This is a genomic window from Pseudoalteromonas luteoviolacea (assembly GCF_000814765.1).
In the GTDB taxonomy this organism is placed as follows: Bacteria; Pseudomonadota; Gammaproteobacteria; order Enterobacterales; family Alteromonadaceae; genus Pseudoalteromonas; species Pseudoalteromonas luteoviolacea_H.
Genome location: NZ_JWIC01000003.1, coordinates 177,569 through 204,069, shown reverse-complemented (window position 1 = coordinate 204,069; position 26,501 = coordinate 177,569). Strand labels below are relative to the sequence as shown.

Sequence of the window (26,501 nt, the reverse complement as noted above, 5' to 3'; positions counted from 1 at the left end):
TATTTAGCTAAGCCATTTTTACACATGCAGCTTTTTACTTGATCTTAGGCTAAGGAGACTCAATGACAGTGCATAAATCCCAGCAACGCCACACTCACGTCAAACAACTGCTTGGCAAGATGGACCCCGAAGTTGCCGCCAGCTTTACCTATAAACAGCGAAAAGCGCTGGATAAAGTCATCAATACGCGAGGTTGGAATAATCACCAGATTGACTTTAGGCCGACGCTCGCCTTTCCATTTTTACCATGGAGTTTTTATATCGTCTTTCTTGGCGGTGTGAATAAGCGCAGCTTAAACTCAACGGAGCGCTTTACTGCTGCCATGGTGTTTGTAACTGCATTAACCATTGTTGGAATGATGGTCCTCGGGCTTGTTTTCGTTATCTTATATTTACTTAAATCTTGGCTGGGCATTGATCTTTTCCCTAATGAATCTTTGGGCGTGTGGGACCAATTTAAAGATTTATTTAAATAGCACCGGCCAAGTTTTAATCTAAATACTTTATTCTCTCGTATAGCAGGTTGAGCTAATAATGGAGCCCTAGCCATGAATATTAAATTACTCTCTTTTGGTTGCTGTTGTTTAGTACTCTCTCCAATCTGCAGCGCAAAACATGATTGGTTTGTCAGGCCTTACATTGGACTGAGTCAGATGTCAGATATGACGCTCGTCGCACAAAATGTAGAAAGTCAGACGGGCAATAGCGATATACAACTTGATGGCGGGTTTGTATCAGGGCTTGGTGTCGGTTATGTGGTACATAACAATTTAGCGATAGAATTGGCATGGGAGTATCGAAGCAATGAATCAACAACCTCATTACCGTCAATTAATTCCCCCTATGAAGGCAACATCGCTTCAAATCTATTTTTTCTAAATACTTACTATGTATTCAATACACCTAGCTCATGGCAGCCTTATATTGGCGCTGGGGTAAGCTGGGCACAAGAAGTAGATATTGATTTAGAAGAGCAAGGGGCTGAGCGCTCCTATTCCAGTGATGGCGACACCGGATACCAAGTATTTGCTGGTATGTTGTTCAAAGTGGACGATACTTGGTCTTGGCAAGGCGAAGTGCGATATGGGCAAATGAAGGACATAACGCTCAATGCAGAAAGCGGCACAGGTGAATTCAATAACCTAGATTACGATACGCTAACGCTGCAACTGTCGGCTGTTTACCATTTTTGATTAGACGAAGCGCCTAAATAACTCAGTGAGCAACAATTTATTCGTCGCTCACTGACAATAAATACAACTAGTCTCGCTCAAATACCAAAGGCATTGCGTTGTCTTTTACTTCAATGACTGCGCCATCTTTGTAAACACATTGGCCGTTGACAAACGTATAGCGGATCTGATGAGAGAACTGATGCCCCACAAACGGTGACCACTGGCAATGATACAAAGTATTGTCATGACGTACCGTGTCTCCCGCTTTCGCACTCACCACCGCTAAGTCGGCAAAGTACCCTTCTCTGACAAAACCTCGCTGCTGCACTTTGTAACGTTTAGCCGGGTTATGCGCAGTTTTTTCAACGACTTGAGTCAAGCTCATGGTGCCACGTTTCACTTGGTCAAATAAAGTCAGCAACGCATGTTGTACTAAAGGAAGACCCGCAGGGGCTTGTGCGAAGGCTTGCTGTTTTTCATCCCAAGTATGTGGTGCATGATCTGTCGCGATGATATCTAAACGGCCATCGTTTAAAGCGTTTATCAAAGCAAGTCTGTCTGATTCCGCTTTAATCGCAGGATTACACTTGATTAAATTCCCCAACTTGCCGTAATCATCCTGATTAAACCACAAGTGATGCACACAGGCTTCTGCGGTAATTTGCTTGTTATCTATAGGCCCTGGGGCAAATAAATCCAGCTCTTTGGCAGTCGTCAAATGAAGTACATGCAGTTGAGTGCCATATTTTTTAGCAAGACTCACCGCATAAGAAGACGACTCGTAACATGCATTGGCATCACGAATAACAGGATGGTCTTCGATGGTCAACTCTCTGCCACCCAGCTTTGCCAGATTGTCGCTGATCACATCCCCCTTTTCACAGTGCGTCGCAATCAGTACTGGGCATTCTCTAAAAATCGCTTCAAGGGCACTTGGGTGCTCAACCAGCAGGTCACCTGTGGATGCCCCCATGAATACTTTTACACCACATATAAAACTGGGATCACAGGCTTTGATTTCATCTAAATTATCTGGTGTCGCACCCAGATAAAACGAATAATTTGCAGCTGATGTTTCTGCTGCAATATGATGCTTTTGAACCACAGCCAGTTTATCCGTCGTTGCCGGGCTCACATTGGGCATTTCCATAAAGCTTGTAATGCCACCAGCAACGGCAGCGCGAGATTCAGTGCCAATGGTGCCCTTCCAAGCAAGGCCGGGCTCCCTAAAGTGCACTTGATCATCAATCATGCCCGGAATTAAAAAGTCTCCTTGCAAGTCGATAACTTGGTCCATATCCGTGGGTGTAATACTGCTGGCAATTTTATCAATCCTTTGCCCGATAATTCGTACATCACAGTGCTCAACTTGACCTTCATTAATCAGCTGAGCATTTTTTAATAGAATATTCGACATTTCTATTTCACCTTAAGACACGCGTTAACAATAAAATTTTCTGTGGCACTTATAAAAAAACAATTTAGGCGTTAGATACCGCCTCTGCTTCCAGTGCCTGACAATCTGTGCAAATACCTTGAAACTCAAATTGAGGTGAGTTTAATTGATAGCCATGCGATTGAATTTGTGTAGATAACTGCGCCATTAGCTCAGCAGGCATATGCACTTCTTCTACTTTTTGGCACAGGGAGCAAATCAAAAACTGAGTGTGTGGGTGGGGTTTATGGCAATCGATATGTGTACAGCAGATGTATTTGTTTACGGTATCCAGCTTATGGACCAAATCAGCTGCAACTAACAAGTCTAAGATGCGATAAATGGAGACAGCTGGCAAGGTAAGTCCAAGGTTTTGCTTACAATACTGAACCAATTCATAGGGTGATAGCGCTTTACCCGCCATCTTTAAGCCCTTGAAAATAGCTATTCTTTTTTCAGTAGGCTTAATACCTGCGTAATTAAAAATTTCGACAAACTCACTTTCTTGGTTATTTTTATTATTTTTTTGACTCATAAGACCCTATTTACTTGCCACTTCACACTTAATGTTACAGTATAACATATCACAAAATACCTAAATGAATCACTTATTTTCGCGCAATCCACCGTTATGCCACGAAAAAAGCGTAAAACATGAGTAAGATAATTACGTAAACGACTTTGGGAGTAGTAAGCATGGTCACACGTAGACAATTCACTAAAGGGGCAGTTGCACTTGCATTTGTCGGGTTAAACAGCAGTACGTTGGGTTGCGCGCAAAAGCGCTCTATCACGCCCACAATCACAGGTTATGGTCCCCTCATCAAAGATCCCAAAGGTCTGTTGGACTTACCAGATGGGTTTAGTTACCAAATTATCTCTACATTGCATGACAAAATGGATGATGGGCTCAGTGTGCCAGACAATGCCGATGGCATGGGATGTATCGAACTCGATGAAAAACGCGTCGCGTTAATCAGAAACCACGAACTGAGCCCAAAACATTTAAAAAATGCGGCACCAGATATTGCCACGCATCGCACCGATAACGCTTATGACCGATTAAATAAAGACATTGCACTGCCCGGGGGCACCACAACCATGGTGTATAACCTTGAGACTCAGCGTATTGAACAGCAATATTATAGTCTTGTTGGCACTATTAGAAACTGTGCAGGCGGAACCACCCCTTGGGGAACTTGGTTAACCTGCGAAGAAACGGTACAACTGGCTGGAGATGCACTGGAAAAAGATCATGGTTACATATTTGAAGTGCCAGCAAATCAACAAGGATTAACTCAACCAGTCCCGCTTGTGGACATGGGCCGATTTAACCATGAAGCTGCCGCTGTAGACCCACGAACGGGGATTGTTTATTTAACCGAAGACCGAGGAAATGGCCTCTTCTATCGCTTTATTCCTAAACAAAAAGGCCAATTGGCGTTAGGCGGTACTTTGCAAGCACTCGTGGTTAAACACACACCGCAGTTTGACACCCGTAACTGGACACAAGCTGACATGCCTTTATCAACTTGGTTCGAGACCGAGTGGATCACCTTAGATAACCCGCAAAGTCCTGAAGATGACCTGCGGCTGCGCGGTTATGATATAGGTGCAGCTGTATTTGCACGGGGCGAAGGCATTCATTTTGGCGACAATGAGCTTTATTTTTGTTGTACCAATGGCGGAGAAAAACAACTAGGTCAAATCATGCGTTATCAGCCATCAGCTTATGAAGGCATGGCGCAAGAAGCCAAGCATCCGGGTCAAATTCAATTGTTTTTAGAAAGCAGCGATAAATCACTGTATGACTTTGGCGATAATCTTACGGTCACACCGCAAGGACACCTACTGGTGTGCGAGGACCAATATACTTTATTGCCAGACAATCACCTACGTGGTGTATCGCCCAAAGGAGAAGTATATCCATTTGCCAAGCTGCGCGCTAAAACTGAGCTTGCAGGCGCTTGCTTTTCCACTGATGGGTCAACCTTATTCGTCAATATCTATTCGCCCACCAAGACCTTGGCAATTCGAGGAGATTGGTCAAGTTACCTAGCATAATTGAAATGAGTCTGCAGCCAGATCACATTGCTGGAGTTACTGGCTGCAAGCACCGATTATACATTCAAACAGATTATTGAAGTAACAATCACGAGGCGTCGTGCTGTCGTTTTCGACGCTTTTTAAGATAAGGGAAAAAGAACAAAATCATACCTGTGATGGAAATCACTAGAGTCACAAAAGAAACAGGTAGCATCAGCCACAAATTGGCGTTTTTCTCAAAGAAGGTACCATCATGCAAGCTTTCTATCAGTTCAGAGTTACGTTTAGCAATGTGTAAAATTTCGCCCGTCTGATTGTCAATCTGAATCTCAATTTTATTATTACTACGAATTTTTGTGATCCCTTTTGCAGGGCGAACATCTAATCGATTCACATCATCCCAGCTATTAATTTGAGCAGACTCCACAGACTTTGCAATGTCTAAAATTTGCGTAAACGTCACTTCAGGCACCGTACCAACACCTTTTGCAGAAGGCGGCTGGATAAAGCTGAACTCTTTTCTCACTAGCAATAAAATACCAGTGACAATAATCACAAGTAGCGGGACAGAAATAATAATACTTGCCCACTTATGAATACTTCTATTATTTTTATTAAAACTCATTGCTTCCTTTAAAATTGTATACTTGTTGATAATCTAACGCTGCGCTCAGGCTGCAAGGTCGCGTCTTCGTCTAAACTGCCATAGTAGGTCTCGTCTGTGAGATTATTAATCGCAACGGTCACAGTTTGTCTATCCGTTAATTGATGCTCAACTGACACATCCCACACAGTAAAAGCGTCTCGCTCCAGCTCAGTTCCACCCACTTCATCAGCATCTAAAGTATGTCGGTAAGCGTTTGACAGCGACCAATTGTCGAAATGCACTAACATGGTCCAGCTCAGTTTACGAGGATGCAAATCATCTAGCCTTTGTTGATGATTATCCTCACCAGACTGCTGTTGGTAACTCAGTATGTGCTCAAAATGTTCACTGGCGTACCACCTGACCTCCGCTTCAAAGCCACTGATTTGAGCATGACTCAAGTTTTGATAAGTCAAATAACCTGACGCTGTCTCATAGCGATCAATGTAATTATCTAAGTCATAATGATAAACAGCACCATACACGCTCACCTCGTCAGATGCGTGCCAGTTCAAAGATAACTGACTGCCGACACTGGTTTCAGGGTCCAATGCTTGATTCCCCACAATCAGCCCTCTTGGCGTTTGACCATAAAACAAGCGCTCAGACAGCGTTGGGTATCGAAAACCAGTGCCAATATCGAGCCCAAGATCGACAGTATCAGAAAGTGGTAACATGGCTGCAAAAGAAGCATTTAAACGACCGTCAGTCGCATCTTCGGATTGCTCACTTTGCTGCTTAAGCCAGTCATATCTCAGCCCAAAGTCAAAATTGACCTTGCCCCATTGCCAATGCGTTTTACCATACACTGCAAAATTGTCTTCTTCAGCATTCATTTCATTACCCAACGGATTGAGTGCAGACTCATCCACTACTAAATAATCACTGGTAATTTTCACCCCTTTACGTGAAAGCCAGTCTACCCCCCAATGGCTTTCTAAACCTTGCAAATTAACTTGCTGTAACCATTGTCCGCCCAACGTATGGCCCTGATATTGACTCAAGCCATCGTAGCGCTCAAATCGTGTTGTCCTACTATCCCAGTTTTGGTAATGATGATAAAGTTTCGCTATCCAATTTTCTTCGCCGGTTAACTGAACCTGCGCAAGAGAATGTATCTCTTCAGGGTAATCGCTCACCTGCTCAATAGGATATTTTGTATTACTCTTACCGATATTCTTACCATAGCTAGGTAACCAAGAGTAAGTGACCGTATAGCCTTGATGTTGCGTTTTAAATCTCACAAGCCCTGACGCACGCTCAAACTGAGTGTTTAGCACATCACCATTAGGGGTATTGTCACTGTTGGCATGCTGGTAAGCAAAGGCAGAGGTAAAGTCATTCTTTTGATGTTTGAATGAAAAATTAACACCTTGATTATTGCTTTGCACTGAACCTGCAACTTGCGTCTTGTCTGACATCTCGGAGCTTAAGCTAACCACCCCCCCCATAGCCTGCGAGCCATAAAGTGATGAGCTAGGCCCTTTAATAACATGCCCCAAGTTGAGCAATGTCGGCGCAATAAATGACGCAGAATTTCCTGCTCGCCTATCTGTAATAATGGGAATGCCATCAATTTCAGTCCGTATTCTGCCACGGCTAAAACCCCGTATGGCATAACTTTGAAACTGCCCTCCTTGACCGTTTAAACTCACACCAGATAAGGCTATAAGTTGATCTGCAATGGTTCTATTGGGTGAAAAAGTAAAGCGCTCATCTAAATAGGCTGAGGTATGATTCGCAGAAGCAATTGTCAGTGATTCTTTTGGCGCTAAAACCTCAATCACTTCAAGTTGTTCCCCATATGCGCTGACCATAATCGGCGTACTAGCAAAAAGAAAAGAAAGTATCGTTTTCATCGTTAATAAACTGCTCAATTAACTTGTTATAAGGTGTGTTATCGTTATCTCATCAGGACATCTTCATAATTCATTTTTAAAAGCTAATCGTTTTCGTCCTGGAATTTCACGCCTAACCTGCACTAGACGTAAAGCTTAGCATTGGTATTAAAAAGGCGCCGCTAACCGCACGACGCCATCATTTCGAATGAACTTACTTTGTCACAACAGCTGCGCCGCTCGTCCAAGGTCCACCGGCATCAATCACTGACTGTTGAAGATTAGGAATTGTTTTTTCCTGCAGCGTTGAAACACGTCTCATCACATCCTCAAGGCCTTGTTGCGCAAAACCGAACTGCTGACGATGCTGCTTGGTAGGGCCATAAGAAGACCAAAGCGCAGACATCGCATAGCCAAGACGGCTAGAGATATTTGCAGGCTTTGCGCCTTTACGATCACGTGATTTCAGCCCTGTCAGTGCCAAGTTGATAGCATTGATTTCAGCCTGAACTTCAGCGTATGTTGACTCAAGGGTACTGATATTACCTGGCGTTTGGTCTATCGCTTTACGGACTGTCTGTAGTGTTTTTGTCGCTTCATTTAGCACAGCCGTTGTTGACGTGTAACGTCTTTGCACACTCTTTAGCTGCTCGCTAAATTCGGCGATAGACTCCGCAGTAGGACCTGATACAGCACCTTCAGTAATTGCTTGCAATTCAAACTCAACAGGTGTTGCCAACTGAGATACTTCACCTTTAACACGCTTGTAAAGTGTCGCTGTATAAGTGCCAGGCATAACCATACGGCCTATCGCAAACGGGTCCCACATAGACGCTTTTTCGCCGGTGATAGCCTGATTAGCCGCATACTCCATATCCCAAGTTACACGGTGTATGCCTTTGGTTGTTTTACCAGCAACACGGTCTACAAAGTTGCCTTCAGCATCACGAATTTCTAGATATACAGCTGGCTTTGGTTCTTGGTTTTCTTTCTCAATCGCTTCCCAAGTCGGGTATTTTGGATACTTCTCTTTCTTAACCAGTTCCTTTTCAGCTTGCTGACGCAGCGCTTTGGCTGTCAGTAGGCTATCTTTTAGGAAATATGTTAAGGTCGCACCATGTTCTGGGTTATCCGCAACAAAACGATCATCCCCGTCTGTACGACTGTGGTTTGTATCTTCTTGATACCACTTAACTGGGCGACCAGGGCCCATCAAGATAGCGTCTTGCTCCATGGCTTTTTCAGTCAATGTGCGCAATGGCGTATAGTCATCGAGAATATAAATACCGCGACCAAAAGTACCCGCAACTAAGTCATTCTCACGACGCTGTATTTTAACGTCACGTGTAGAAATCGTCGGAATACCACCGTTGAGCTCAATCCATTTTTTACCCCCATCAACGGTAAAGAAGATACCAAACTCAGTACCAATGAACATAAGGTCTTTGTTTACATGGTCTTGCACAATACGCCAAACTAAGTGATTCTCAGGTAAGTCTTTAGCAAGTGATTTCCAAGTTTTACCTAGATTTGTTGACTTGATCAGGTATGGCTTAAAGTCACCATATTTGTGATTATCTAGTGCGACATACACGGTATTCGGATCGAATAAGTCCGCGCGAATATCATTCACATACGCGGTAGCTGGCACGCCTTTAACACGCTTGAGGTCAATTTTTTTCCAATTCTTACCGCCATCGCTGGTGACTTGAATTAACCCATCGTCAGTACCTGCCCATAAAATATTCTCATTGACCGGACTTTCAGAGAAGTTCGCAATCGTATGGTACTCAGACATTGCGTAAAGATCCCAGCCTGCTTCGACAGACCAAGTGCGGCCCATCATCGGAGTATGCATACGGTTACCGTTTTTAGTCAAATCGCCTGAAATAGGTGTCCAACTATCACCACGGTCATCAGAACGCCACACACGCTGTGATGCAAAATAAACACGTTTTGGATCATGAGTAGATACATTTACCGGGGCATCCCAATTGAAGCGCTCAGCAGGATCGCCCGGCAAAGGTTGCGGTTTAATATATACATTCTCACGCGTTTTAAAGTCATGACGAGCTAAGTTACCCTGCTGCCATTGAGAGTACATAATATCTGGGTTACCCGGCTCAACTGCTGGCTGATGCCCGTCTCCACCTAACGTCAAGAACCAATCTTTATTTTTGATCCCCTCTGTACGCATAGTTCGAGATGGACCGCCTTGCGTCGAATTATCCTGTGTCCCGCCGTAAACTTTATAAAATGGTTTAGAATCATCAGGCGCGACTTTATAGAATTGAGTTAATGGTAGGTTCGCCATGAAGCGCCAGTTTGCCATACGGTCATGTGACATATAGATACCACCATCAGAACCAATCAATACAAAGTCAGGATCGGTTGGATGGAAGGCCATCGCATGGTCATCTACGTGCTTGCGCTTAGTATTGATTGGCGTCCAAGTTTTACCGCCATCGTCAGAGACTTTACTGTAGTTACTCGCAATATAAATACGGTCAAATTGATGCTTATCAGCAAAAATTTCTTGGTAATAGTGCGGACCGGTACCGCCACCTACTTCATCAGACATCTTAGTCCAGCTCTGACCTTGATTGGCTGAGCGATATAATCCACCTTTACGGTTATCAATTTCAACAGCAGCATATACAACGTCAGGATTAATAGGAGAAATGGCTAAACCTATTTTACCCATATTGCCTTTTGGCAACCCAGTTTTAAGCTCTGTCCAAGTCTCGCCGCCATCATCAGAGGTATGAATACCCGAACCAGGACCTGTGCCAACATAAGCCTCTATTTTTCTTTGTCGAGACCAAGTTGCTGCATATAATTTATTTGGATTTCTTGGGTCAATCAGCAGCGATGTTACACCTGTCCACTCATCTTCTGGCTTTAATACCAATTTCCAAGTTTCACCGCCATCAGTGGTTTTATATAGACCGCGCTCGCCGCCATCTGTCCAAAGCGGACCCTGTGCTGAAACCCACACAGTGTTTGAATCTGTTGGATGAATGATGATGTCAGAAATACGTTCAGACTTTTTCAAGCCCATGTTTTTCCATGTTTTACCGCCATCCATTGACTTATAAACACCGTCACCAAAGCTGATATGGCGCCCACCATTGTTTTCGCCAGTGCCCACCCAAATGATATTGGAATTGCTCGGATCAATGGTCACATCCCCAGTCGAATAAACAGCCTGTTTATCAAAAATAGGTGTCCAAGTTGTTCCCGCATTAACCGTTTTCCAGATACCACCGGAACCCACTGCGGTATACCATGTGGACGGATTGTTTTGATCCACTTCAATATCAGCGATACGCCCTGACATGTATGCTGGGCCAATATTTCGAAGTTTCATTGCCTCAAAAGTTTTACTGCTAAAGAGGGCTTTTTCTTCGTCTGATTTAGCAGCCAGCGTATTTGAACTGGCACAAGCTAAAGATACAGCAACTGCTGCTTTTAGTAGTACATTCATTTTCCCACCGATGTTGGTTTTTGTTTTTTTCAAATCAACATTAACTTAAAAAATGATATACGTATGTAAATATTCGCTGAGATTACAGAAAATAGAGTCTAAAGTTATATTGTAACATTTTGTGTAAAACCTAACCCTTTTTACACCGACATGCCAAGTTAAAAATATCACAACGTAAGGATAGGCAAAGCATAAAAACGTATATAAGTATAATTTTATGTCGATTTTTCAGAGTATAAGAGGCTTTTTACAACGCGTATAAGTGAAGGCTGTGTGAGAGGAATTGAAATAGGACTATATAGAAAAGAATAATATATATCGTCAGCCTGTTACTCAATTAAAATGTTTAACAGGCCGAAACCAAGCTTTACAAGACTACAACTTATTAGATTGAATACGAGAAAGCAGTTTAACACCTAGCTTTTCCGCAACGACACTCAACCCTAAACCAAAGCGCTCTGCCAACGCTTTCTTAGTTTTATATTTCACCTTATAAAGTTGGTGTGATTCATTTAAATCTAGTAGCAGATCATCACTGGTTTTTATCTCATCAACTAGATCAAACTCTTTTGCATGCGTTGCAAACCAATGCTCACCGGTTGCCACTTTATCGATGTCCATCTGCGGTCGATGTTCAGCAACAAACTGCTTAAATAAAGTATGTGTGTGCTCAACTTCACTCTTAAATTTGTCACGGCCCTGTTCGGTATTTTCACCAAACATGGTTAATGTGCGCTTATATTCACCCGCGGTGATCTGTTCAAACTCAACGTCATTTTTCTTCAAAATTTTATTGAAGTTAGGTATTTGAGCAAGTACACCAATAGAGCCGACGATGGCAAAAGGCGCAGCCACAATCTTATCAGCCACACACGCCATCATATAGCCGCCACTTGCCGCAACTTTATCAACACTAATTGTAAGCGGTAAGCCTGCTTGCTTGAGCCTGATCAGTTGAGACGCCGCTAAACCATAACCATGAACAACACCACCACCACTTTCAACATTGACCAATACCTGATCTTTCTCTTTATCAGCAATCGTCAGAATCGCCGTAATTTCCTCGCGCAAACTGGTCACTTCATTCGCATCAATGCTGCCCGAAAAGTCGATAACAAATGCCTTCTTCTGTGGCTTTTCATCTGATTTCTTTTTACTCTCTTTCAGATGTGCTTTTAACGCTTTTTTATCCAAAGTCTGATGTAGAAACTCTTCTTTTGCTTCCGCCAATTGAGACGATAAGTCTTTAACCTCTATCTCACCAGCTTTACTTTTTGGTTTTTGGCTTGCACCCACCACTAATATAATAATGGCACCCACAGCAATCACAATTGTTACTGCTTTAGCCAAAAATAACCCATATTCAAACAAAAAAGCCAACGCTATCTCCTAAACCCTTATTTATCAGTCTATGTAATCAAAAACGATCAGCATTAATCTTGTCCTAAATAACACTACATTGCAATAAAACCATGATAACAACTCTCATTTAGATCAAATGATAAGCATAAAAAAAGCCGCTCGTTAGCGGCTTTTTCTTAGCAACGGTGTTACTTGGCAATCACACTTTCATCAGTAATTGGTAACAACAAGCCTTTAGATGCAAGATAAGTAGCAACTTGCTTTTGCATTTCCGCTGTTGCCTGAGCATGGCCTTGTGCTGTACCGCCCGTGCGCTCATCAAATGATGGTGTTAACAACGAACTGTGATGTCCTTGAGAGAAGTTCACAACATAACGACCAGCAGTGCCATCAGTTGATTGCTTCGACTCAGTGGCTGTCTCTAGCCCCATCAGCGCAGCCAATGGCGTGCTACCACCCAATGGGTTACGTGGCAACGTAGTCGCAGGGATAACTTGGTCGCCCTTGTTTTCACCCTCACCACCAACAACAACACTCATGTACATTGGTGTATTGACCGCACGTACCAGCGGTGCATAATTCAGAGGATCTGCCGTATCTAACACGGTTTGTGACGCATAGGCAAACTGATCAACGGTACCATTAATGGCCGCAATTGACGCAAGGTCACCTTCAGCTTCTAGGTTTGCTACAAATGTATTGTATGCACATGCAGCAAACGCACTCGCGCTGCCAGCAAACGCACCACAATCAGCAACCGCACCTTCTTCAAGGTAACTAACAAACTTCTTCGAAACCGCTAAGTCAGAGGCGCCCTGAACCACAGCCGTTTTTACAACTGGCCCAAATGAGGCTGACTCCACTAAGAAGTTAGCAATGCCTGCACCACCGCTAGACAGCGCTGCAGGGCCCATTTTAAACAACGGCTCTGCTGCTTTAAGCGCTTCATTGTCAAACGGTAAGTTTGCATGTGCTATGAAACTTGGTGCCACAACTGAACCCAAAGACTGGCCGACAAAGCTCACGTCATTCGTATTAAAGTTAAGTGGTACTTGAGAAAATGCATTAATTGCATTTAAACCAAATCGTAATGCCAATAAGTCCGCAGTTGATTGGCGCAGGTTATCACGGGCAACAAGCAATGATTGCAAGTTCATGTAGTGTAAAACGCTCTTAGTGGTGGCATTAAACTCATCAACACCGTCACCATCTACGTCAATACCACGCTCACCGTGCATTGGGTGGTCTATCGCCACAGTTGCAAAGCCAGCCTGAGACAATGCTAACGTCAAGCTAAGCATGTCTTCTTTTTTACTGGTGATGCCATGTTGCATAATCACAACAGGGAAGCCAGTCTCAGGCGCTTCTGACAGTGGGAATGTGATTTGCACTGGTGCATTAGCAACCCATTGCTCTCTAGGAATAACATTGTATTTCGACACAAATTTTTGTGCATCAAGACCTAAGTCTCGCAATTGGCCACCAGAAAGCGCATCACACTGCGCATCGACTGTGCCAGCTTCCGGCTCAGGTAACTGACCACCAGCAGCTTCTGCAGCGCCTTTGGCAGCCGCAACAGCAACGCCGTTGTCACATAATGCTTGCCAATACGTATCAGCTAGCGCCGCATCTTCGCCATTTTTTGGCTTAGATAAATATTGAGGTAATTGAATGTTACCTTTTAGGTAGCGGATCCCACCAGCTGCTTGCAGCAACTCAGGCGGCAGTGCCGCAGCCAAACCTAGCTCAGTAAATTTATCAGCAACTGACATAAAGTCTTGATCAGGGACGGCTACAACTGGCTGTTTAGCTGTCCCAAATGTTGATGCTAGCAACTGCTTGATAGTGCCAACAACAGGGCCTGTTGCTTGTGTTGTCATTGCCGCTGTGTAAACGATCTCATCCGCACCAATAGATTCGCTAGAAACCAGCGCTTGCTCGTAGCTGCGAATAACCGCTTGCAAAGATTTCTGTGAATCAGTTACTAACGGCGCTTCTTGACGAAGCAATGTATACGTCGACGAAGGCGTTAGGCTTCTGCCCCCATCTACCGTGTCTTTAATGTTGGTAGTCAACACCGTGATATAAGTCGTATTAGACTTAAACGGTTTAACAGGAATAACATTGATGTTTTGGCCATCTTCACTTAGTTGAGAGACAAAGTCACCAGTTGGACCAAATGTTAATTCACTCACTACTCGACAAGCGAAAGCTGGACTAAAGTTTTGACACGCTTCTGTTTGCGTATCATCGCCCATCACCACTTCAAATATACGCACAGCACCTGGTGCTGCAACGGTTGCGGCATCGATTGTCACACCTGTCGGTGTATTCAAGCCAATTTGATATGGCATTTGTGTAGACCAACCGTCTAAACCACCCAGTGCTAGAGACGGATCAGCATACCCTGCGCGGGATAGCAGAGGCTTAGAATCGCCATCTAGCTCACCTGGGATATTGAGTGTACCATCTTGTGTACCACTAAAGAGAATATCATTCGGTACGGAAATAACACCATTGGAGGGATCAAATTTAACCGATGCAACTGGCGTTACAGGTTTGGTGTCTTGCTTTACATCTTCTAGCGTTTCACCGCCACCACAGCCTGCTAATGCAGCTGAAACAGCGAGTGGTAGTAACAGTTTCTTCATTGTATTGGCTCCGACATAATTTTATTATTCTTGTTCCCTCGGCCAGCGCCTACCCTTGCCTCTAAGATGTAAGCATAAATAAGCCGCCGAGAATAATTCGTTAAAACTATGTAATTTTGCTTTTAATAAGACATTAGACCAGTTTAACTTAACGCAAAGTGTAGCCTTTCGCCACTCATATTTGCAATAAATTCGATAACTTGCGTCGTGACTATGATAAAATATAGCAAATGTATTTGTTCGAGGTCCAATATGCAAACATATAATGCAGCTAGTAATGCACTAGAAAATAAAGTGATTTTGGTCACAGGTGCGGGTGACGGTATCGGTCGTATTGCCGCAATCCACTATGCCAAGCATGGTGCCACCGTGATTTTGTTAGGGAAAACCACCAGCAAACTAGAAGCGGTTTATGATGAAATCATCAATGCAGGTTATCCTCAACCAGCCATCGTGCCATTGGACCTTAAAGGCGCAACCAAACAACATTATCGAGATCTAGCTTCAACCATTGAGCAACAATTTGGTAAATTAGACGGCCTACTGAATAATGCCGCTATTTTGGGCACTATGGGCCCGTTAGAACATTTCTGTGTATCTACATTTGAAAATGTCATGAAAGTAAATGTTACCGCACAGGCGATGATCACACGTTTTTTATTCCCAATAATGCGCAAAGCACCGAGCGCTTCGGTCATTTTCACATCATCAGGTGTTGGGCGACAAGGCCGTGAATTTTGGGGGGCCTATGCCATCTCTAAATTTGCCACTGAAGGCATGATGCAAACATGGGCATGTGAAGTGGGTAAAACCAATATTCGAGTAAACTGCATCAACCCTGGCGCAACCCGTACTAGCATGCGAGAAGCAGCCTTCCCTGGTGAAGACAGAGACAAGCTAAAAACAGCGGAAGATTTGATGCCAACTTATTTATATTTGATGTCAGATGACTCATTAGAAGTGAACGGCCAATCAATTGATGCACAGCCTAAATAAGTATTTATATTTGCGCTAAAACTAAAAAAGGGCCAATCGGCCCTTTTTTACTGCACTCGCGATTATCGACGCTTAGTTTGCTTCAAACGTTGATTGTGTTTGTGTACAGCTTTTCGAATACGATTTACTTTAGCGCGCTTATCTTTGCGCTTTTCAGGCATCACAGATAACTTAGTCTGTGTCTCAGGTCTCAGGCTCACTGATTTTCTAAGGTAGTTCACGTCTTCTAGCGCCAATTCTTCCCAGCCGCCTTGTGGTAGACGTTTATTCAGCTCAAGCTTACCGTAACGCACACGGATCAAGCGTGACACTTCAACCTCTTGTGACTGCCATAAACGACGCACTTCGCGGTTACGACCTTCTGTTAGCGTTACATTAAACCACTTGTTGATGCCTTCGCCACCACGCGGTTTAATTGATAAAAACTTAGCAGGACCGTCTTCTAATTCAACACCTTGTGAAAGTGTTTTCAAGGTTTGATTCGTGACCTCACCAAATACGCGTACAGAGTATTCACGCTCTACTTCGTATTTAGGGTGCATTAGACGGTTAGCCAACTCACCATCGTTGGTAAAGAGTAATAAACCGGATGTATTGATATCTAATCGGCCAATGGCAATCCAACGATCGCCTTCTAAACGCGGTAATCTATCAAATACTGTACGGCGGCCTTCAGGATCTTTACGCGTACACAGCTCACCTTCAGGCTTGTGGTACATTAAAACTCGGCAAATGCGCTCTTCTTTTTGCTCAATCTTAACCACATGGCCATCAACACGGATCACCGCATTTTCTTCGACTCGGTCGCCTAACTTAGCAACTTTACCATCAACACTGACACGATTTGAATCAATGTACTTTTCCATTTCACGACGCGAGCCAACGCCCGCACGCGCTAATACTTTTTGTAGCTTTTCACTCATTCTGATGGTTCTCTCACAGAAGGATCATTTAACATCTGATCTAGCTTCTCGGTTTGCAGCTCTGGCAGTTTTGGTAGCCCATCCAGCCCTGATAACGAGAAGTAATCTAAAAATAATTTGGTCGTCGCATATAGTGCCGGTTTACCCGGCACTTCTTTATGACCAACCACCTTTATCCATTGTCGCTCTAGTAAACTTTTCATAATATTAGAGCTGACGGTTACACCACGAACTTGTTCAATTTCACCACGCGTAATTGGTTGACGGTAGGCAATCAATGCCAGCGTTTCCAATGTTGCCCGCGAATATTTAGGTGCTTTTTCTTGCCAAAGCATATTGAGCCACGGACTCAAACTTGGGCATGCTTGAAAGCGGTACCCTGTTCCTACTTCAACAAGTCGTACACCGCGTGTTTGGTAGTGTTCGAAAATTGTCTCTATCGCCTGCCCTATTCGTTGATCAGATACATGAATATCTTGCAGCACTGTCTCTTTCATGTGCTTTTTCGATAAAGGCTTATCTGCCACAAAAATTGCGGCCTCAACCAATTCGACAAGTTGTTCATCACTGACTCGGCGTTTCATGTCTCATTTACTTCATAAGGCTAGTAGAAGGCGCGGTATTATGACAGAGCTGAGACTACTCTTGTAGCTTTAATGACAAATAAATTGCACTGTCTAAAGAGATTTGAACGATCGAAATTAACTGCTCTTTTAGCAACTCTAGCATCGCAATGAATGTGACTACCACACCGCTGCGGCCTTCTTGCACACTAAATAACCGAGCAAACTCTACCGACTCTGATTGCGCGCTTAAATATTGCAGTATCATCGACATCCGCTCACGCGTAGACAAAGCCTCTGCGCTGACTTGGTGATGCTCGAATTGCTTAGCTCTGGCCATCACTTCACTCATCGCCAGCAGCAACTCTTTTAAGTCCACATCGGGTAATGACGTCTCATTGTGCTCTGTATCTTCAATCAATGCACGAGCAACAAAAATGTCTCGCTCTTCACGGGGAATGTTGTCGAGATTTTCAGCGGCAACTTTAAACTGTTCGTACTCTTGCAAACGCCGAACAAGCTCCGCACGCGGATCTTCCTCTTCCTCAAGTTCTTCATGGGTAGGTAGTAATAGTCGGGACTTAATTTGCGCCAATAAAGCTGCCATTACCAAGTACTCACCGGCCAATTCCAGTTGTAGCTCTTGCATCATCTCAACATATTGCACGTACTGCTGGGTAATGCTAAGGATCGGTAACTCTAATATATCCAGTTTATGACGCTTTATAAGATACAATAACAAATCTAATGGACCCTCAAAGCTTTCGAGGATCACCTGTAAGGCGTCTGGTGGAATATAAAGATCTTCTGGCTTTTCTAATACGGCTTCCCCGTTCAAAAAAGCCAGAGGGGATGTTTTACTAGAAACTTCTGTCATGAATTATTCAAATGGCGTGGTATCACCACATCCATGACGTAAAATTTCGACATTGTCTTCAGACATATCAACCACTGTCGTTGCTTGCTCGATTAAGTAGCCGCCATGCACAATCAAATCAACGTGCTTTTCAAGTTGCATGCGGATATCGTCAGGGTCAGACTCAGTAAAGTGCTCGCCAGGTAAAATAAGTGAGCAAGACATCAAAGGCTCGTTAAGCTCTTCTAAAATCGCGCAGGTTATTGGATGCTCAGTGACGCGAATACCTATGGTTTTTTTCTTGTCGTTTATCAATCTTTTAGGGACCTCTTTGGTGCCCTTTAAAATGAAGGTATACGGTCCCGGCGTATTATTTTTTATCAAACGAAACATTTGATTATCAACACGCGCATAAGTCGACAATTCAGATAGATCGCGACACATTAGTGTGAAGTTGTGATGTTTTTCGATCCCACGGATACGCTCAATGCGTTCTTTTGCCTGCTTGTTTCCCAAACTACACCCGATCGCATACCCCGAGTCAGTTGGATACACAACCACTCCGCCTTTTTGGATGATTTCGACCGCTTGACGGATCAATCTGGCTTGCGGATTATCTGGGTGAATATGAAAAAATTGACTCATGCTAACATTCCTCTGTGGCTCCCCAAAACTGCCATACACCTTGGCAATCTTTTGGTAAGTATAGATTTCTTCCTAAATCTAACCAGCTCATAGGGTAATGAAAATCAGAACCTTGGCTGGCTAATAAATTATATTCTTGCGATAGCTGACCAAGAAACTGTCTTTCACTTGGCGCTTGTTGCGGCTGTGCCACCTCCATCGCTTTACCACCCGCACCGGTGAATTCATCCAGTAATTTTCGCAGCCATTTATTGGACATCTGATAACGCCCAGGGTGAGCCAATACCGCAACGCCGCCCGCCCCTTGTATGGCTTCTATGGCTTCTTGCATAGAGCACCAAACACTGGGCACATAGCCGGTCTTATTGCGCGCTAAAAACTTTTTAAATACACCCTGAATATTTTTTGCCACACCACGCTCCACCAGCGCCTTCGCAAAATGAGCACGGGTTATCTCTGCACCTTGTGCCAACTCTAAGGCTTGCGCATAAATACCTTCGTAGCCGCGCTTTTCGAGCCGAGCTCCAATCTCTTTAGCGCGTTCACGGCGTTTTTGCTGCTGCTGTGTCAATAATACCTGCAGATTCGCATCATTGATGTCAATATTTAAACCAACGATATGAATTTCAAAACTTTCCCACTTGGTAGAAATCTCAACGCCTGAAATCAATTTTAATGCTAAGTTTTTCTCTGCAATATAGTCACGTGCAACAGGTACGCCTGCCACCGTATCGTGGTCAGTCAACGCCAGTACATCAACGCCTTTTTCTGTTGCCCGCTCAATAAGCTCAGGTACTGCTAAACGCCCATCAGAAAAAGTGCTATGACTGTGTAAGTCATATTTAATCAAAATTTTCCCCTTAAAAACCAATCGAGCGCAGTATACCATGCCAATAAAGCCGAGTGCGCTTTTATTTAATTAGACCCAAAAGCAAGTAACTGTACAGGCTAGTTTACTAGGTCAAAAATCGTATTATTTTGGTAGATAACAGACGATTGTTTATTTTTTGATTTTAGTGCTTGACAGTTTGCACCCGAGTAGGGTTTACTGTAGGTACTTAAATTGACATAACGAAAACTTTACAAATGAATCTAACACAAAAAACAAAAATCGTTTGGTGGTGGCGCTCGTAACTGCGGGTGTGATTCGTTGTGTCTAACAACTTTTAAACCCGCGCTGAGTACGCGGGTTTTTTTATGGAATTTTTTTAGTGATTAACAATTTTTGCAACAATTCATCTACAAAATCTTGGTGGTGGTGCCTGAAATAGCGGGAAGGCATTGTTGTAACTAAATACACACCCCCCGCAAGTGAAAATACTTCGGGGGGTTTTTTGTACTAAAGAGGAATGAGGTTTGATTTTTAGTCATATAACTACAACACCGGGTGAGGTGACGAGTATAAGGCAGCGGCGCGATTATATCGAAAGCCCTCTGTCATTATATGCCGCCCTCAACAAGCCCAATACACTGTTGCTAGAGTCCGCAGAAATAGACTCTAAAGACAATGTAAAGAGTATTATCTTGGCAGACGCAGCGCTTCGTATTGAGTGCAACGGACTTGAAGTGAAAGTACGTGCATTATCAAATAATGGTGAGCAATTGCTAAATTATTTGGCAGATCAAGTAAGCAACTGCACTGTTGTAAAAGAGTATGCAGTACTTACTCTGACATATAATGCTCAAGATTTAACATTAGATGAGTACAGTAAGCTAAAAGCAGACAACGCATTTAGCGCATTACGTACTTGTATCAACTCGATTAAACGTAACTCAGATACGCCATTCTCTGTCTTCTTAGGCGGAGTATTTGCCTATGATATGGTGGCCAACTTTGAAACCTTGCCAGCGGTGCCTGATGGCAAGAATGACTGCCCAGATTATGTATTTTATCTGGCAGAAACAATCGTCATGATTGACCATCAAGCTAAAACCACTGAGCTAATAGGCAATGTGTTTAACGGCCCAGATGTTCATGCGAACTGTTTTGAAGTAGGCAAACAACTAGAAGAACTCAATCGCCAATGTGATGAATACGAGACCTATAAAGAAGCACCTGAAAACACTTCAAATGAGGTCAATGTTGATATCAGTGATGAGTTATTCAAAGATCAGGTGATCCAATTAAAGAAAAATATTGTCGATGGTGATATTTTTCAAGTGGTTCCCTCTCGTACCTTCTCACTGCCTTGTGCCAAACCACTCGCAGCTTATAAGCATTTGAAGAAGCAAAACCCAAGTCCATATATGTTTTATATGCGAGATGAAAAGTTTGTGCTATTCGGAGCCTCTCCTGAGTCGGCTTTGAAATACTGCCAAGACAGTAATCAAGTCGAAGTTTACCCAATTGCTGGCACACGCCCTCGCGGCAAATTTGCAGATGGCTCCATTAACCCTGACTTGGACAGCCGTATTGAACTAGAACTGCGTGACGACAAAAAAGAGCGTGCAGAGCACTTAATGCTGGTTGATTTGGCGCGAAATGACGTTGCTCGAATTAGTGTGCCAGGTACCCGCCATGCTAAAGAGTTGCTCAAAGTAGACCGCTATTCACAGGTCATGCACTTAGTGTCTCGTGTTGTTGGCCAATTAAAACCCGACCTTGATGCACTGCACGCCTATCAAGCCTGCATGAACATGGGAACCCTAGTCGGCGCGCCCAAAGTAAAAGCAGCACAACTGGTTCGCGATACAGAGAAACAACGACGCGGTAGTTATGGTGGTGCCGTTGGCTATTTAACTGGTGATGGTGCGATGGATACGTGTATCGTCATTCGATCTGCATTTGTAAAAAATAACATCGCCCATGTGCAAGCTGGTGCTGGGGTTGTTTATGACTCAGACCCACAAGCCGAAGCCGATGAAACCAAAGCCAAAGCGCGCGCAGTGATCAAAGCGATTCAGTCAAGTTATCAAGGAGTGGGTCATGACGCCTAAAGTATACTTTTTAGATAATTTCGACTCATTCAGTTATAACCTTGTTGATGAGTTATCCCAACTTGGTAGCGAGTTAGTTGTATATCGTAATCATATCGACGCACGAACCATCTACGACAAAATGTGTAATGAAACCGTGCCTGTTGTATTGGTACTATCACCAGGTCCAGGGAAACCGAGTGAAGCGGGCTGTTTACTTGAACTGATTGAATTGTGCAAAGGTAAGTTCCCAATGCTAGGTATTTGTCTTGGCCAACAAGCACTCACACAAAGTTATGGCGGTACTATTGGCCATGCGGGTGAAACGGTGCATGGGAAATCATCACAAATTGATGTCGAAGAACACCCTGTTTTTGCAGGTCTGGGTAGGAAGTTTCCTGTCGCGAGATATCACTCCCTGATGGCGACAAGTGTACCTGAGTCTTTAAAGATTATTGCTCGATACCAAGATATTCCGATGGCGGTATACCATTCAACTGACAAAGTAATTGGTTACCAATTCCATCCTGAATCAATTTTAACGCCAGATGGTGCGAAGCTGCTTAAGCAAAGCATCGATTACTTGACCTGTTAGGAGGCAACATGGACAGTTTAAATCAGCTGATTGATCAGCAATCACTTAGCTTTGAACAAGCAACAGAGTTATTTGGGCAAGTTATGCAAGGCGCGCTATCCGAAGTTGAATTAACCGCCGCCCTCATCGCACTAAAAATAAAAGGTGAGACAGCCGCAGAAATAGCTGGCGCTGCTAAAGCAATGCGAGATCACGCTGTGGCTTTTGATAATCGCGGTCTATATTGCGCAGATAGCTGTGGTACAGGTGGCGACGGTACCAATACCATCAACGTCAGCACAACCGCAGCCATTGTTGCTGCTGCTTGCGGTATCCCCATGGTCAAACACGGTAATCGCAGTGTTTCAAGTAAATCAGGATCCGCTGATTTACTACGTACGCTGGGTATTAACCTAGAAATGACCCCTGAGCAAGGGGCAAACTGCCTAGAGAAAACCAATTTTGCATTTTTATTTGCGCCGCTTTATCACAGTGGGGTTAAGCACGCGATGCCTGTACGTACCAAACTCAAAACACGTACATTGTTTAACATTTTAGGTCCGCTCGCAAATCCTGCAAAGCCACAACTTCAATTACTTGGCGTGTATGATCCTGCCCTATGCCGTCCAATGGCTGAAACGCTTAAAATGCTCGGAACAGAACGGGCGATGGTGGTACATGGTGCTGGATGTGATGAAATCGCACTGCACGGAACAACGCAAGTCACTGAGCTTAAAGACGGTGAAATCACTGAATACACGCTAACACCCGCTGATTTCGGATTAGATAACTACTCACTTGAAGAGATTGCCGGCGATACTCCTGAATATAACGCACAAGCGACACGCGATATTTTAGCAGGCAACGGAAAGGCAGCCCACAATGCAGCGATTGCCGCCAATGTCAGCGCGTTATTGGTAATGTCTGGCAAAGCCAACAACCTTAAAGAAGGCACGAAGCAAGTTTTAGACGTATTAGCATCAGGTCATTGTGTTCAAACACTGCAAACAATTGCGGAGGTCAGTCATGGCTAACGTCTTAGAAAAGATCGTAGAAGACAAAAAAGTGGAGCTCATTGAGCGTAAAAAGACACTGCCATTAAGTGAGTTTCAATCATTGGTTAAACCAAGTGAACGTGACTTTTATGGCGAAATGGCAAAATCTGGCATTCAGTTCATTTTAGAGTGTAAAAAAGCATCTCCTTCAAAGGGGTTGATCAGAGAGAACTTTGACTTAGATGAAATTACGTCAGTTTATGCCAAATATGCAACCTGTATCAGTGTGTTGACTGATGAAAAATACTTCCAAGGTAGTTTCGATTACTTAAGTTATGTCCGCAGTAAAGTTGAGCAGCCACTTATCTGCAAAGACTTCTTCATCGACGAATACCAAGTATATCTCGCTCGCCTGAAAGGCGGCGATGCCATCTTATTAATGCTGTCTGTATTAGATGATGAAACGTATGAAAAACTGGCCGCACTTGCCCACTCTCTGAACATGGCTGTACTCACAGAAGTGAGCAACGAAGAAGAAGTGCACAGAGCACTGAATCTGGATGCGCAGCTTATCGGTATAAATAACCGTAATTTGAGAGATCTAAGTACTGACTTGGCAACTACTGAGCAGCTGAGAAAGCTTATCCCAAGTGACAAGACCGTTATCTCTGAATCAGGTATTTACACACATAATGATGTTAAGCGACTCACAACACACTGCAATGGCTTCTTAGTCGGTAGCTCTTTAATGGCTGAAACCGATCTGGAAGGTGCCTGTCGCAAACTGATTTTGGGTGAAAATAAAGTCTGTGGTTTAACCCGAGTTGATGATGCCCTTGCGGCATATCAAGCTGGCGCAGTGTACGGTGGTTTGATTTTTTATCCAAAGTCTCCACGCTTTGTCGACTATGACTGCGCGCGCGCCGTAGTGGATAGTGCCCCACTCAAATATGTTGGCGTGTTTGTTGATGCGCCGCTTGAGCAGGTTGTGGAATATGCGCAAAGTCTTAGGTTGAGTGTGGTGCAACTACATGGTCATGAAACGCAAGAGTTCATCAGTGCACTACGTAAGCAATTGCCAGTCAATTGCCAAATTTGGAAGGCTCAGGGCATTGTTGACGAATTTCCTGTGCCTTTTGATGAAGTAGACAAACACCTATATGACACAAAAACGGCATCGGCTTTTGGCGGAACTGGAAAAGTTTTCAACTGGCAACTACTTAAAAGTGCAAAAAAACCATTTATGCTTGCAGGCGGTCTTAATGCAGACAATGTTAAAGACGCTTCCTATTTAGGTGCAGCAGGCTTTGATCTTAATTCAGGGGTGGAGACGAGCCCCGGTAAAAAGTGTCCTGCAAAATTACGCGACGCTTTTAACAATATTCGAAAATACTGAGGTGGATAGAATGAATACAGGATATTTTGGTGATTTTGGCGGCATGTATGTCCCAGAGTTACTCGTACCAGCACTAAAACAGCTTGAACAGGAATTTGAAAAAGCACAGCAGGATGAAAGCTTCAAATCTGAGTTCTATGCACTACTAAACGAATACGCGGGCCGTCCAACACCGTTGACGCTTTCTCGCAACCTAGTTAAAAACCCAAAAGTTAAACTGTACTTAAAGCGCGAAGACTTACTGCACGGCGGTGCACATAAAACCAACCAAGTATTAGGTCAAGCACTACTTACTAAACGCATGGGTAAAAAAGAAGTCATCGCTGAAACAGGTGCGGGACAACATGGCGTCGCAACCGCGCTAGCCTGTGCACTACTGGGCTTAAAATGTCGAGTTTATATGGGTGCAAAAGATGTTGAACGTCAGCAGCCTAATGTGTTCAGAATGCGCTTAATGGGTGCTGAAGTCATCCCTGTCACAGCAGGCTCTGGCACGTTAAAAGACGCGGTAAATGAAGCTATGCGTGATTGGTCTGCAAACTACAAAACAGCACACTACTTATTAGGCACGGCTGCTGGCCCTCACCCATTCCCAACAATCGTACGTGATTTCCAACGTATGATCGGCGAGGAAGCAAAACAACAAGTCATTGAAGCCGAAGGTCGCTTACCTGATGTCGTAATGGCGTGTGTTGGCGGTGGCTCCAATGCAATCGGTATGTTTGCAGATTTTATTGATGAAAAAGACGTTAAGCTTGTAGGCATCGAGCCTGCTGGTAAAGGCCTAGATACAGACGAGCACGGTGCAGCCCTGTGTAAAGGCAGTACAGGTATCTTACACGGCGCGTATACTTATATTATGCAAGACAGTGATGGACAAATTGAAGAGTCCTACTCAGTGTCTGCCGGCCTGGACTACCCAGCTGTGGGTCCTCAGCACGCCTACTTACACAAAACAGGCCGTGCACAATATGTAGGGATCACAGATACAGAGGCACTTGATGCTTTCCAAGCGCTAGCAAAACATGAAGGAATTATCCCTGCCCTTGAATCAAGCCATGCAATTGCGTATGCATTAAAGTACGCAGAGCAGCAAACTGAAGAAACCGTGATTGTCGTAAACCTAAGTGGCCGTGGTGACAAAGATCTTGCCCATGTACACAATGTATTGAATGAGCGAGGTGCACTATGAGCCGTTACAGCAACTTATTTACACGCCTAAACGACGCCCGAGAAGGTGCATTTGTGCCATTTGTAACACTCGGCGATCCAACTAAAGAAATCAGTATTGATATCGTAAAAAGTTTGATCGATGGCGGCGCTGATGCACTTGAACTTGGGATCCCATTCTCAGATCCAATTGCAGATGGCCCAGTTATCCAAGCGGCAAATATCCGCGCACTTGAAAGTAAAATTAACACACAAGATTGCTTTGATATCATTCGTCAGATCAGAGAGTACAATGCAGACATTCCAATTGGTTTACTGCTGTATTCCAACTTAATCTTTGCACAAGGTTTGGAAAACTTTTATCAGCAGGCAAAAGATGCTGGGGTTGATTCTATCTTAGTGGCTGACGTGCCTCTGCATGAATCAAAAATGTTCAGACAAGCTGCGCAGCAAGCTGAAATTGAACCAATCTTCATCGCAACACCAAACGCCAGCGATGATACGCTTCGTCAATGTGCAAGCTATGGCCGCGGATATACTTACCTGCTATCACGTTCAGGTGTGACTGGCACAGAAACTAAAGCAGAAATGCCAGCAGATACCATGATCAATAAACTGCATGAATATAATGCAGCGCCTACACTATTAGGCTTTGGGATCTCTGCACCGGAGCACGTACAAGCAGCCATTAAATCAGGGGCAGCGGGTGCAATCTCAGGATCAGCGGTCGTGAAAATTATTGAAGATAATTTGAATGAGCCGGCACTGATGTGCGAGCGTTTACGTGAGTTTGTTGCAACCATGAAGGCTGCAACAGCGAAGTAAGC

22 protein-coding genes are annotated in these 26,501 nt (G+C 43.9%); 10 read left to right on the top strand and 12 right to left on the bottom strand.

Annotation, left to right across the window (positions count from 1 at the left end; translation table 11 throughout):
• Nucleotides 1–62 precede the first annotated feature (62 nt).
• The gene (locus JF50_RS02320; RefSeq protein ID WP_039607893.1) at nt 63–476 is read left to right on the top strand and encodes a hypothetical protein; all 414 of its coding nucleotides are present in this window, start codon (nt 63–65) and stop codon (nt 474–476) included.
• Between the two features lie 72 nt (nt 477–548).
• Nucleotides 549–1,193 carry an outer membrane protein gene (locus JF50_RS02315; RefSeq protein WP_039607892.1) on the top strand — a complete coding sequence of 215 codons (645 nt, stop codon included), beginning with the start codon at nt 549–551 and terminating at the stop codon, nt 1,191–1,193.
• A 67-nt stretch (nt 1,194–1,260) separates the two neighbouring features.
• Here JF50_RS02315 and JF50_RS02310 read toward each other — a convergent pair whose 3' ends face one another.
• Nucleotides 1,261–2,592 (bottom strand): dihydroorotase, encoded by a 1,332-nt coding sequence (locus JF50_RS02310; RefSeq protein WP_039607891.1) that lies wholly within the window; start codon nt 2,590–2,592, stop codon nt 1,261–1,263.
• A gap of 64 nt (nt 2,593–2,656) precedes the next feature.
• Entirely contained in the window at nt 2,657–3,145 is a 489-nt protein-coding gene (locus tag JF50_RS02305; protein ID WP_039607890.1) for a Fur family transcriptional regulator, read from the bottom strand.
• Nucleotides 3,146–3,306: 161 nt separating this feature from the next.
• On the opposite strand from JF50_RS02305, the gene JF50_RS02300 reads away from it, so the two are divergent.
• Complete coding sequence (locus tag JF50_RS02300; RefSeq protein ID WP_039607889.1) at nt 3,307–4,674, top strand: alkaline phosphatase PhoX; 1,368 nt, start codon at nt 3,307–3,309, stop codon at nt 4,672–4,674.
• Nucleotides 4,675–4,762: 88 nt separating this feature from the next.
• Here JF50_RS02300 and JF50_RS02295 read toward each other — a convergent pair whose 3' ends face one another.
• The 5 genes from JF50_RS02295 to JF50_RS02275 form a co-directional block, all read right to left on the bottom strand.
• Nucleotides 4,763–5,281, bottom strand: coding sequence for a PepSY-associated TM helix domain-containing protein (locus JF50_RS02295; RefSeq protein ID WP_039607888.1), 519 nt, complete (start codon nt 5,279–5,281; stop codon nt 4,763–4,765).
• A gap of 8 nt (nt 5,282–5,289) precedes the next feature.
• A complete protein-coding gene (locus tag JF50_RS02290; protein ID WP_039607887.1) occupies nt 5,290–7,161 on the bottom strand; it encodes a TonB-dependent receptor plug domain-containing protein in 1,872 nt (623 codons plus the stop codon).
• A gap of 193 nt (nt 7,162–7,354) precedes the next feature.
• Nucleotides 7,355–10,627 (bottom strand): VPS10 domain-containing protein, encoded by a 3,273-nt coding sequence (locus tag JF50_RS02285; RefSeq protein WP_039607886.1) that lies wholly within the window; start codon nt 10,625–10,627, stop codon nt 7,355–7,357.
• A gap of 375 nt (nt 10,628–11,002) precedes the next feature.
• On the bottom strand, nt 11,003–12,007 hold the full coding sequence (gene sohB / locus JF50_RS02280; RefSeq protein WP_039607885.1) for a protease SohB: 1,005 nt from the start codon (nt 12,005–12,007) through the stop codon (nt 11,003–11,005).
• Nucleotides 12,008–12,177: 170 nt separating this feature from the next.
• Nucleotides 12,178–14,640 carry a VolA/Pla-1 family phospholipase gene (locus tag JF50_RS02275; RefSeq protein WP_039607884.1) on the bottom strand — a complete coding sequence of 821 codons (2,463 nt, stop codon included), beginning with the start codon at nt 14,638–14,640 and terminating at the stop codon, nt 12,178–12,180.
• Nucleotides 14,641–14,892: 252 nt separating this feature from the next.
• On the opposite strand from JF50_RS02275, the gene JF50_RS02270 reads away from it, so the two are divergent.
• The gene (locus tag JF50_RS02270; protein ID WP_039607883.1) at nt 14,893–15,636 is read left to right on the top strand and encodes a YciK family oxidoreductase; all 744 of its coding nucleotides are present in this window, start codon (nt 14,893–14,895) and stop codon (nt 15,634–15,636) included.
• Nucleotides 15,637–15,698: 62 nt separating this feature from the next.
• Here the strand turns inward: JF50_RS02270 and rluB are convergent, their stop codons facing one another.
• From rluB to rnm, 5 genes are read right to left on the bottom strand one after another with little or no spacing between them, the layout of a single operon-like run.
• Nucleotides 15,699–16,559, bottom strand: a complete 861-nt coding sequence (gene rluB, locus JF50_RS02265) for a 23S rRNA pseudouridine(2605) synthase RluB (RefSeq protein ID WP_039607882.1) — start codon at nt 16,557–16,559, stop codon at nt 15,699–15,701.
• Entirely contained in the window at nt 16,556–17,143 is a 588-nt protein-coding gene (scpB, locus tag JF50_RS02260) for an SMC-Scp complex subunit ScpB (RefSeq protein ID WP_039607881.1), read from the bottom strand. Before scpB ends, rluB begins: the two co-directional genes overlap by 4 nt.
• 55 nt (nt 17,144–17,198) lie before the next feature.
• On the bottom strand, nt 17,199–17,999 hold the full coding sequence (locus JF50_RS02255) for a segregation and condensation protein A (RefSeq protein WP_039607880.1): 801 nt from the start codon (nt 17,997–17,999) through the stop codon (nt 17,199–17,201).
• 3 nt (nt 18,000–18,002) lie between these two features.
• Complete coding sequence (locus JF50_RS02250; protein ID WP_039607879.1) at nt 18,003–18,623, bottom strand: L-threonylcarbamoyladenylate synthase; 621 nt, start codon at nt 18,621–18,623, stop codon at nt 18,003–18,005.
• Between the two features lies 1 nt (nt 18,624).
• Nucleotides 18,625–19,473 (bottom strand): RNase RNM, encoded by an 849-nt coding sequence (gene rnm, locus JF50_RS02245; protein WP_039607878.1) that lies wholly within the window; start codon nt 19,471–19,473, stop codon nt 18,625–18,627.
• A gap of 506 nt (nt 19,474–19,979) precedes the next feature.
• On the opposite strand from rnm, the gene JF50_RS02240 reads away from it, so the two are divergent.
• The 6 genes from JF50_RS02240 to trpA are packed head-to-tail and all read left to right on the top strand — an operon-like array spanning nt 19,980 to nt 26,499.
• A complete protein-coding gene (locus tag JF50_RS02240) occupies nt 19,980–21,560 on the top strand; it encodes an anthranilate synthase component 1 (protein WP_039607877.1) in 1,581 nt (526 codons plus the stop codon).
• Entirely contained in the window at nt 21,550–22,134 is a 585-nt protein-coding gene (locus JF50_RS02235) for an aminodeoxychorismate/anthranilate synthase component II (RefSeq protein ID WP_039607876.1), read from the top strand. The genes JF50_RS02240 and JF50_RS02235 overlap by 11 nt, the downstream gene beginning before the upstream one ends.
• An 8-nt stretch (nt 22,135–22,142) precedes the next feature.
• Nucleotides 22,143–23,147 (top strand): anthranilate phosphoribosyltransferase, encoded by a 1,005-nt coding sequence (gene trpD / locus JF50_RS02230; RefSeq protein ID WP_039607875.1) that lies wholly within the window; start codon nt 22,143–22,145, stop codon nt 23,145–23,147.
• Complete coding sequence (gene trpCF, locus JF50_RS02225; protein ID WP_039607874.1) at nt 23,140–24,504, top strand: bifunctional indole-3-glycerol-phosphate synthase TrpC/phosphoribosylanthranilate isomerase TrpF; 1,365 nt, start codon at nt 23,140–23,142, stop codon at nt 24,502–24,504. Before trpD ends, trpCF begins: the two co-directional genes overlap by 8 nt.
• A 10-nt stretch (nt 24,505–24,514) precedes the next feature.
• Nucleotides 24,515–25,696, top strand: a complete 1,182-nt coding sequence (gene trpB / locus JF50_RS02220; protein ID WP_039607873.1) for a tryptophan synthase subunit beta — start codon at nt 24,515–24,517, stop codon at nt 25,694–25,696.
• Nucleotides 25,693–26,499: a tryptophan synthase subunit alpha gene (trpA, locus tag JF50_RS02215; protein WP_039607872.1), complete on the top strand. Its 807-nt coding sequence runs from the start codon at nt 25,693–25,695 to the stop codon at nt 26,497–26,499. The genes trpB and trpA overlap by 4 nt, the downstream gene beginning before the upstream one ends.
• Nucleotides 26,500–26,501 lie beyond the last annotated feature (2 nt).

What these genes read in the sequence shown, in the direction of transcription:
- JF50_RS02290 (WP_039607887.1), bottom strand. Translation starts at nt 7,161, where the DNA reads ATGAAAACGATACTTTCTTTTCTTTTTGCTAGTACGCCGATTATGGTC.
- JF50_RS02315 (WP_039607892.1), top strand. Translation starts at nt 549, where the DNA reads ATGAATATTAAATTACTCTCTTTTGGTTGCTGTTGTTTAGTACTCTCT.
- JF50_RS02305 (WP_039607890.1), bottom strand. Translation starts at nt 3,145, where the DNA reads ATGAGTCAAAAAAATAATAAAAATAACCAAGAAAGTGAGTTTGTCGAA.
- JF50_RS02310 (WP_039607891.1), bottom strand. Translation starts at nt 2,592, where the DNA reads ATGTCGAATATTCTATTAAAAAATGCTCAGCTGATTAATGAAGGTCAA.
- JF50_RS02300 (WP_039607889.1), top strand. Translation starts at nt 3,307, where the DNA reads ATGGTCACACGTAGACAATTCACTAAAGGGGCAGTTGCACTTGCATTT.
- JF50_RS02285 (WP_039607886.1), bottom strand. Translation starts at nt 10,627, where the DNA reads ATGAATGTACTACTAAAAGCAGCAGTTGCTGTATCTTTAGCTTGTGCC.
- JF50_RS02295 (WP_039607888.1), bottom strand. Translation starts at nt 5,281, where the DNA reads ATGAGTTTTAATAAAAATAATAGAAGTATTCATAAGTGGGCAAGTATT.
- JF50_RS02320 (WP_039607893.1), top strand. Translation starts at nt 63, where the DNA reads ATGACAGTGCATAAATCCCAGCAACGCCACACTCACGTCAAACAACTG.
- JF50_RS02270 (WP_039607883.1), top strand. Translation starts at nt 14,893, where the DNA reads ATGCAAACATATAATGCAGCTAGTAATGCACTAGAAAATAAAGTGATT.
- JF50_RS02255 (WP_039607880.1), bottom strand. Translation starts at nt 17,999, where the DNA reads ATGACAGAAGTTTCTAGTAAAACATCCCCTCTGGCTTTTTTGAACGGG.
- JF50_RS02235 (WP_039607876.1), top strand. Translation starts at nt 21,550, where the DNA reads ATGACGCCTAAAGTATACTTTTTAGATAATTTCGACTCATTCAGTTAT.
- trpA (WP_039607872.1), top strand. Translation starts at nt 25,693, where the DNA reads ATGAGCCGTTACAGCAACTTATTTACACGCCTAAACGACGCCCGAGAA.
- scpB (WP_039607881.1), bottom strand. Translation starts at nt 17,143, where the DNA reads ATGAAACGCCGAGTCAGTGATGAACAACTTGTCGAATTGGTTGAGGCC.
- rluB (WP_039607882.1), bottom strand. Translation starts at nt 16,559, where the DNA reads ATGAGTGAAAAGCTACAAAAAGTATTAGCGCGTGCGGGCGTTGGCTCG.
- trpCF (WP_039607874.1), top strand. Translation starts at nt 23,140, where the DNA reads ATGGCTAACGTCTTAGAAAAGATCGTAGAAGACAAAAAAGTGGAGCTC.
- trpB (WP_039607873.1), top strand. Translation starts at nt 24,515, where the DNA reads ATGAATACAGGATATTTTGGTGATTTTGGCGGCATGTATGTCCCAGAG.
- trpD (WP_039607875.1), top strand. Translation starts at nt 22,143, where the DNA reads ATGGACAGTTTAAATCAGCTGATTGATCAGCAATCACTTAGCTTTGAA.
- JF50_RS02250 (WP_039607879.1), bottom strand. Translation starts at nt 18,623, where the DNA reads ATGAGTCAATTTTTTCATATTCACCCAGATAATCCGCAAGCCAGATTG.
- JF50_RS02275 (WP_039607884.1), bottom strand. Translation starts at nt 14,640, where the DNA reads ATGAAGAAACTGTTACTACCACTCGCTGTTTCAGCTGCATTAGCAGGC.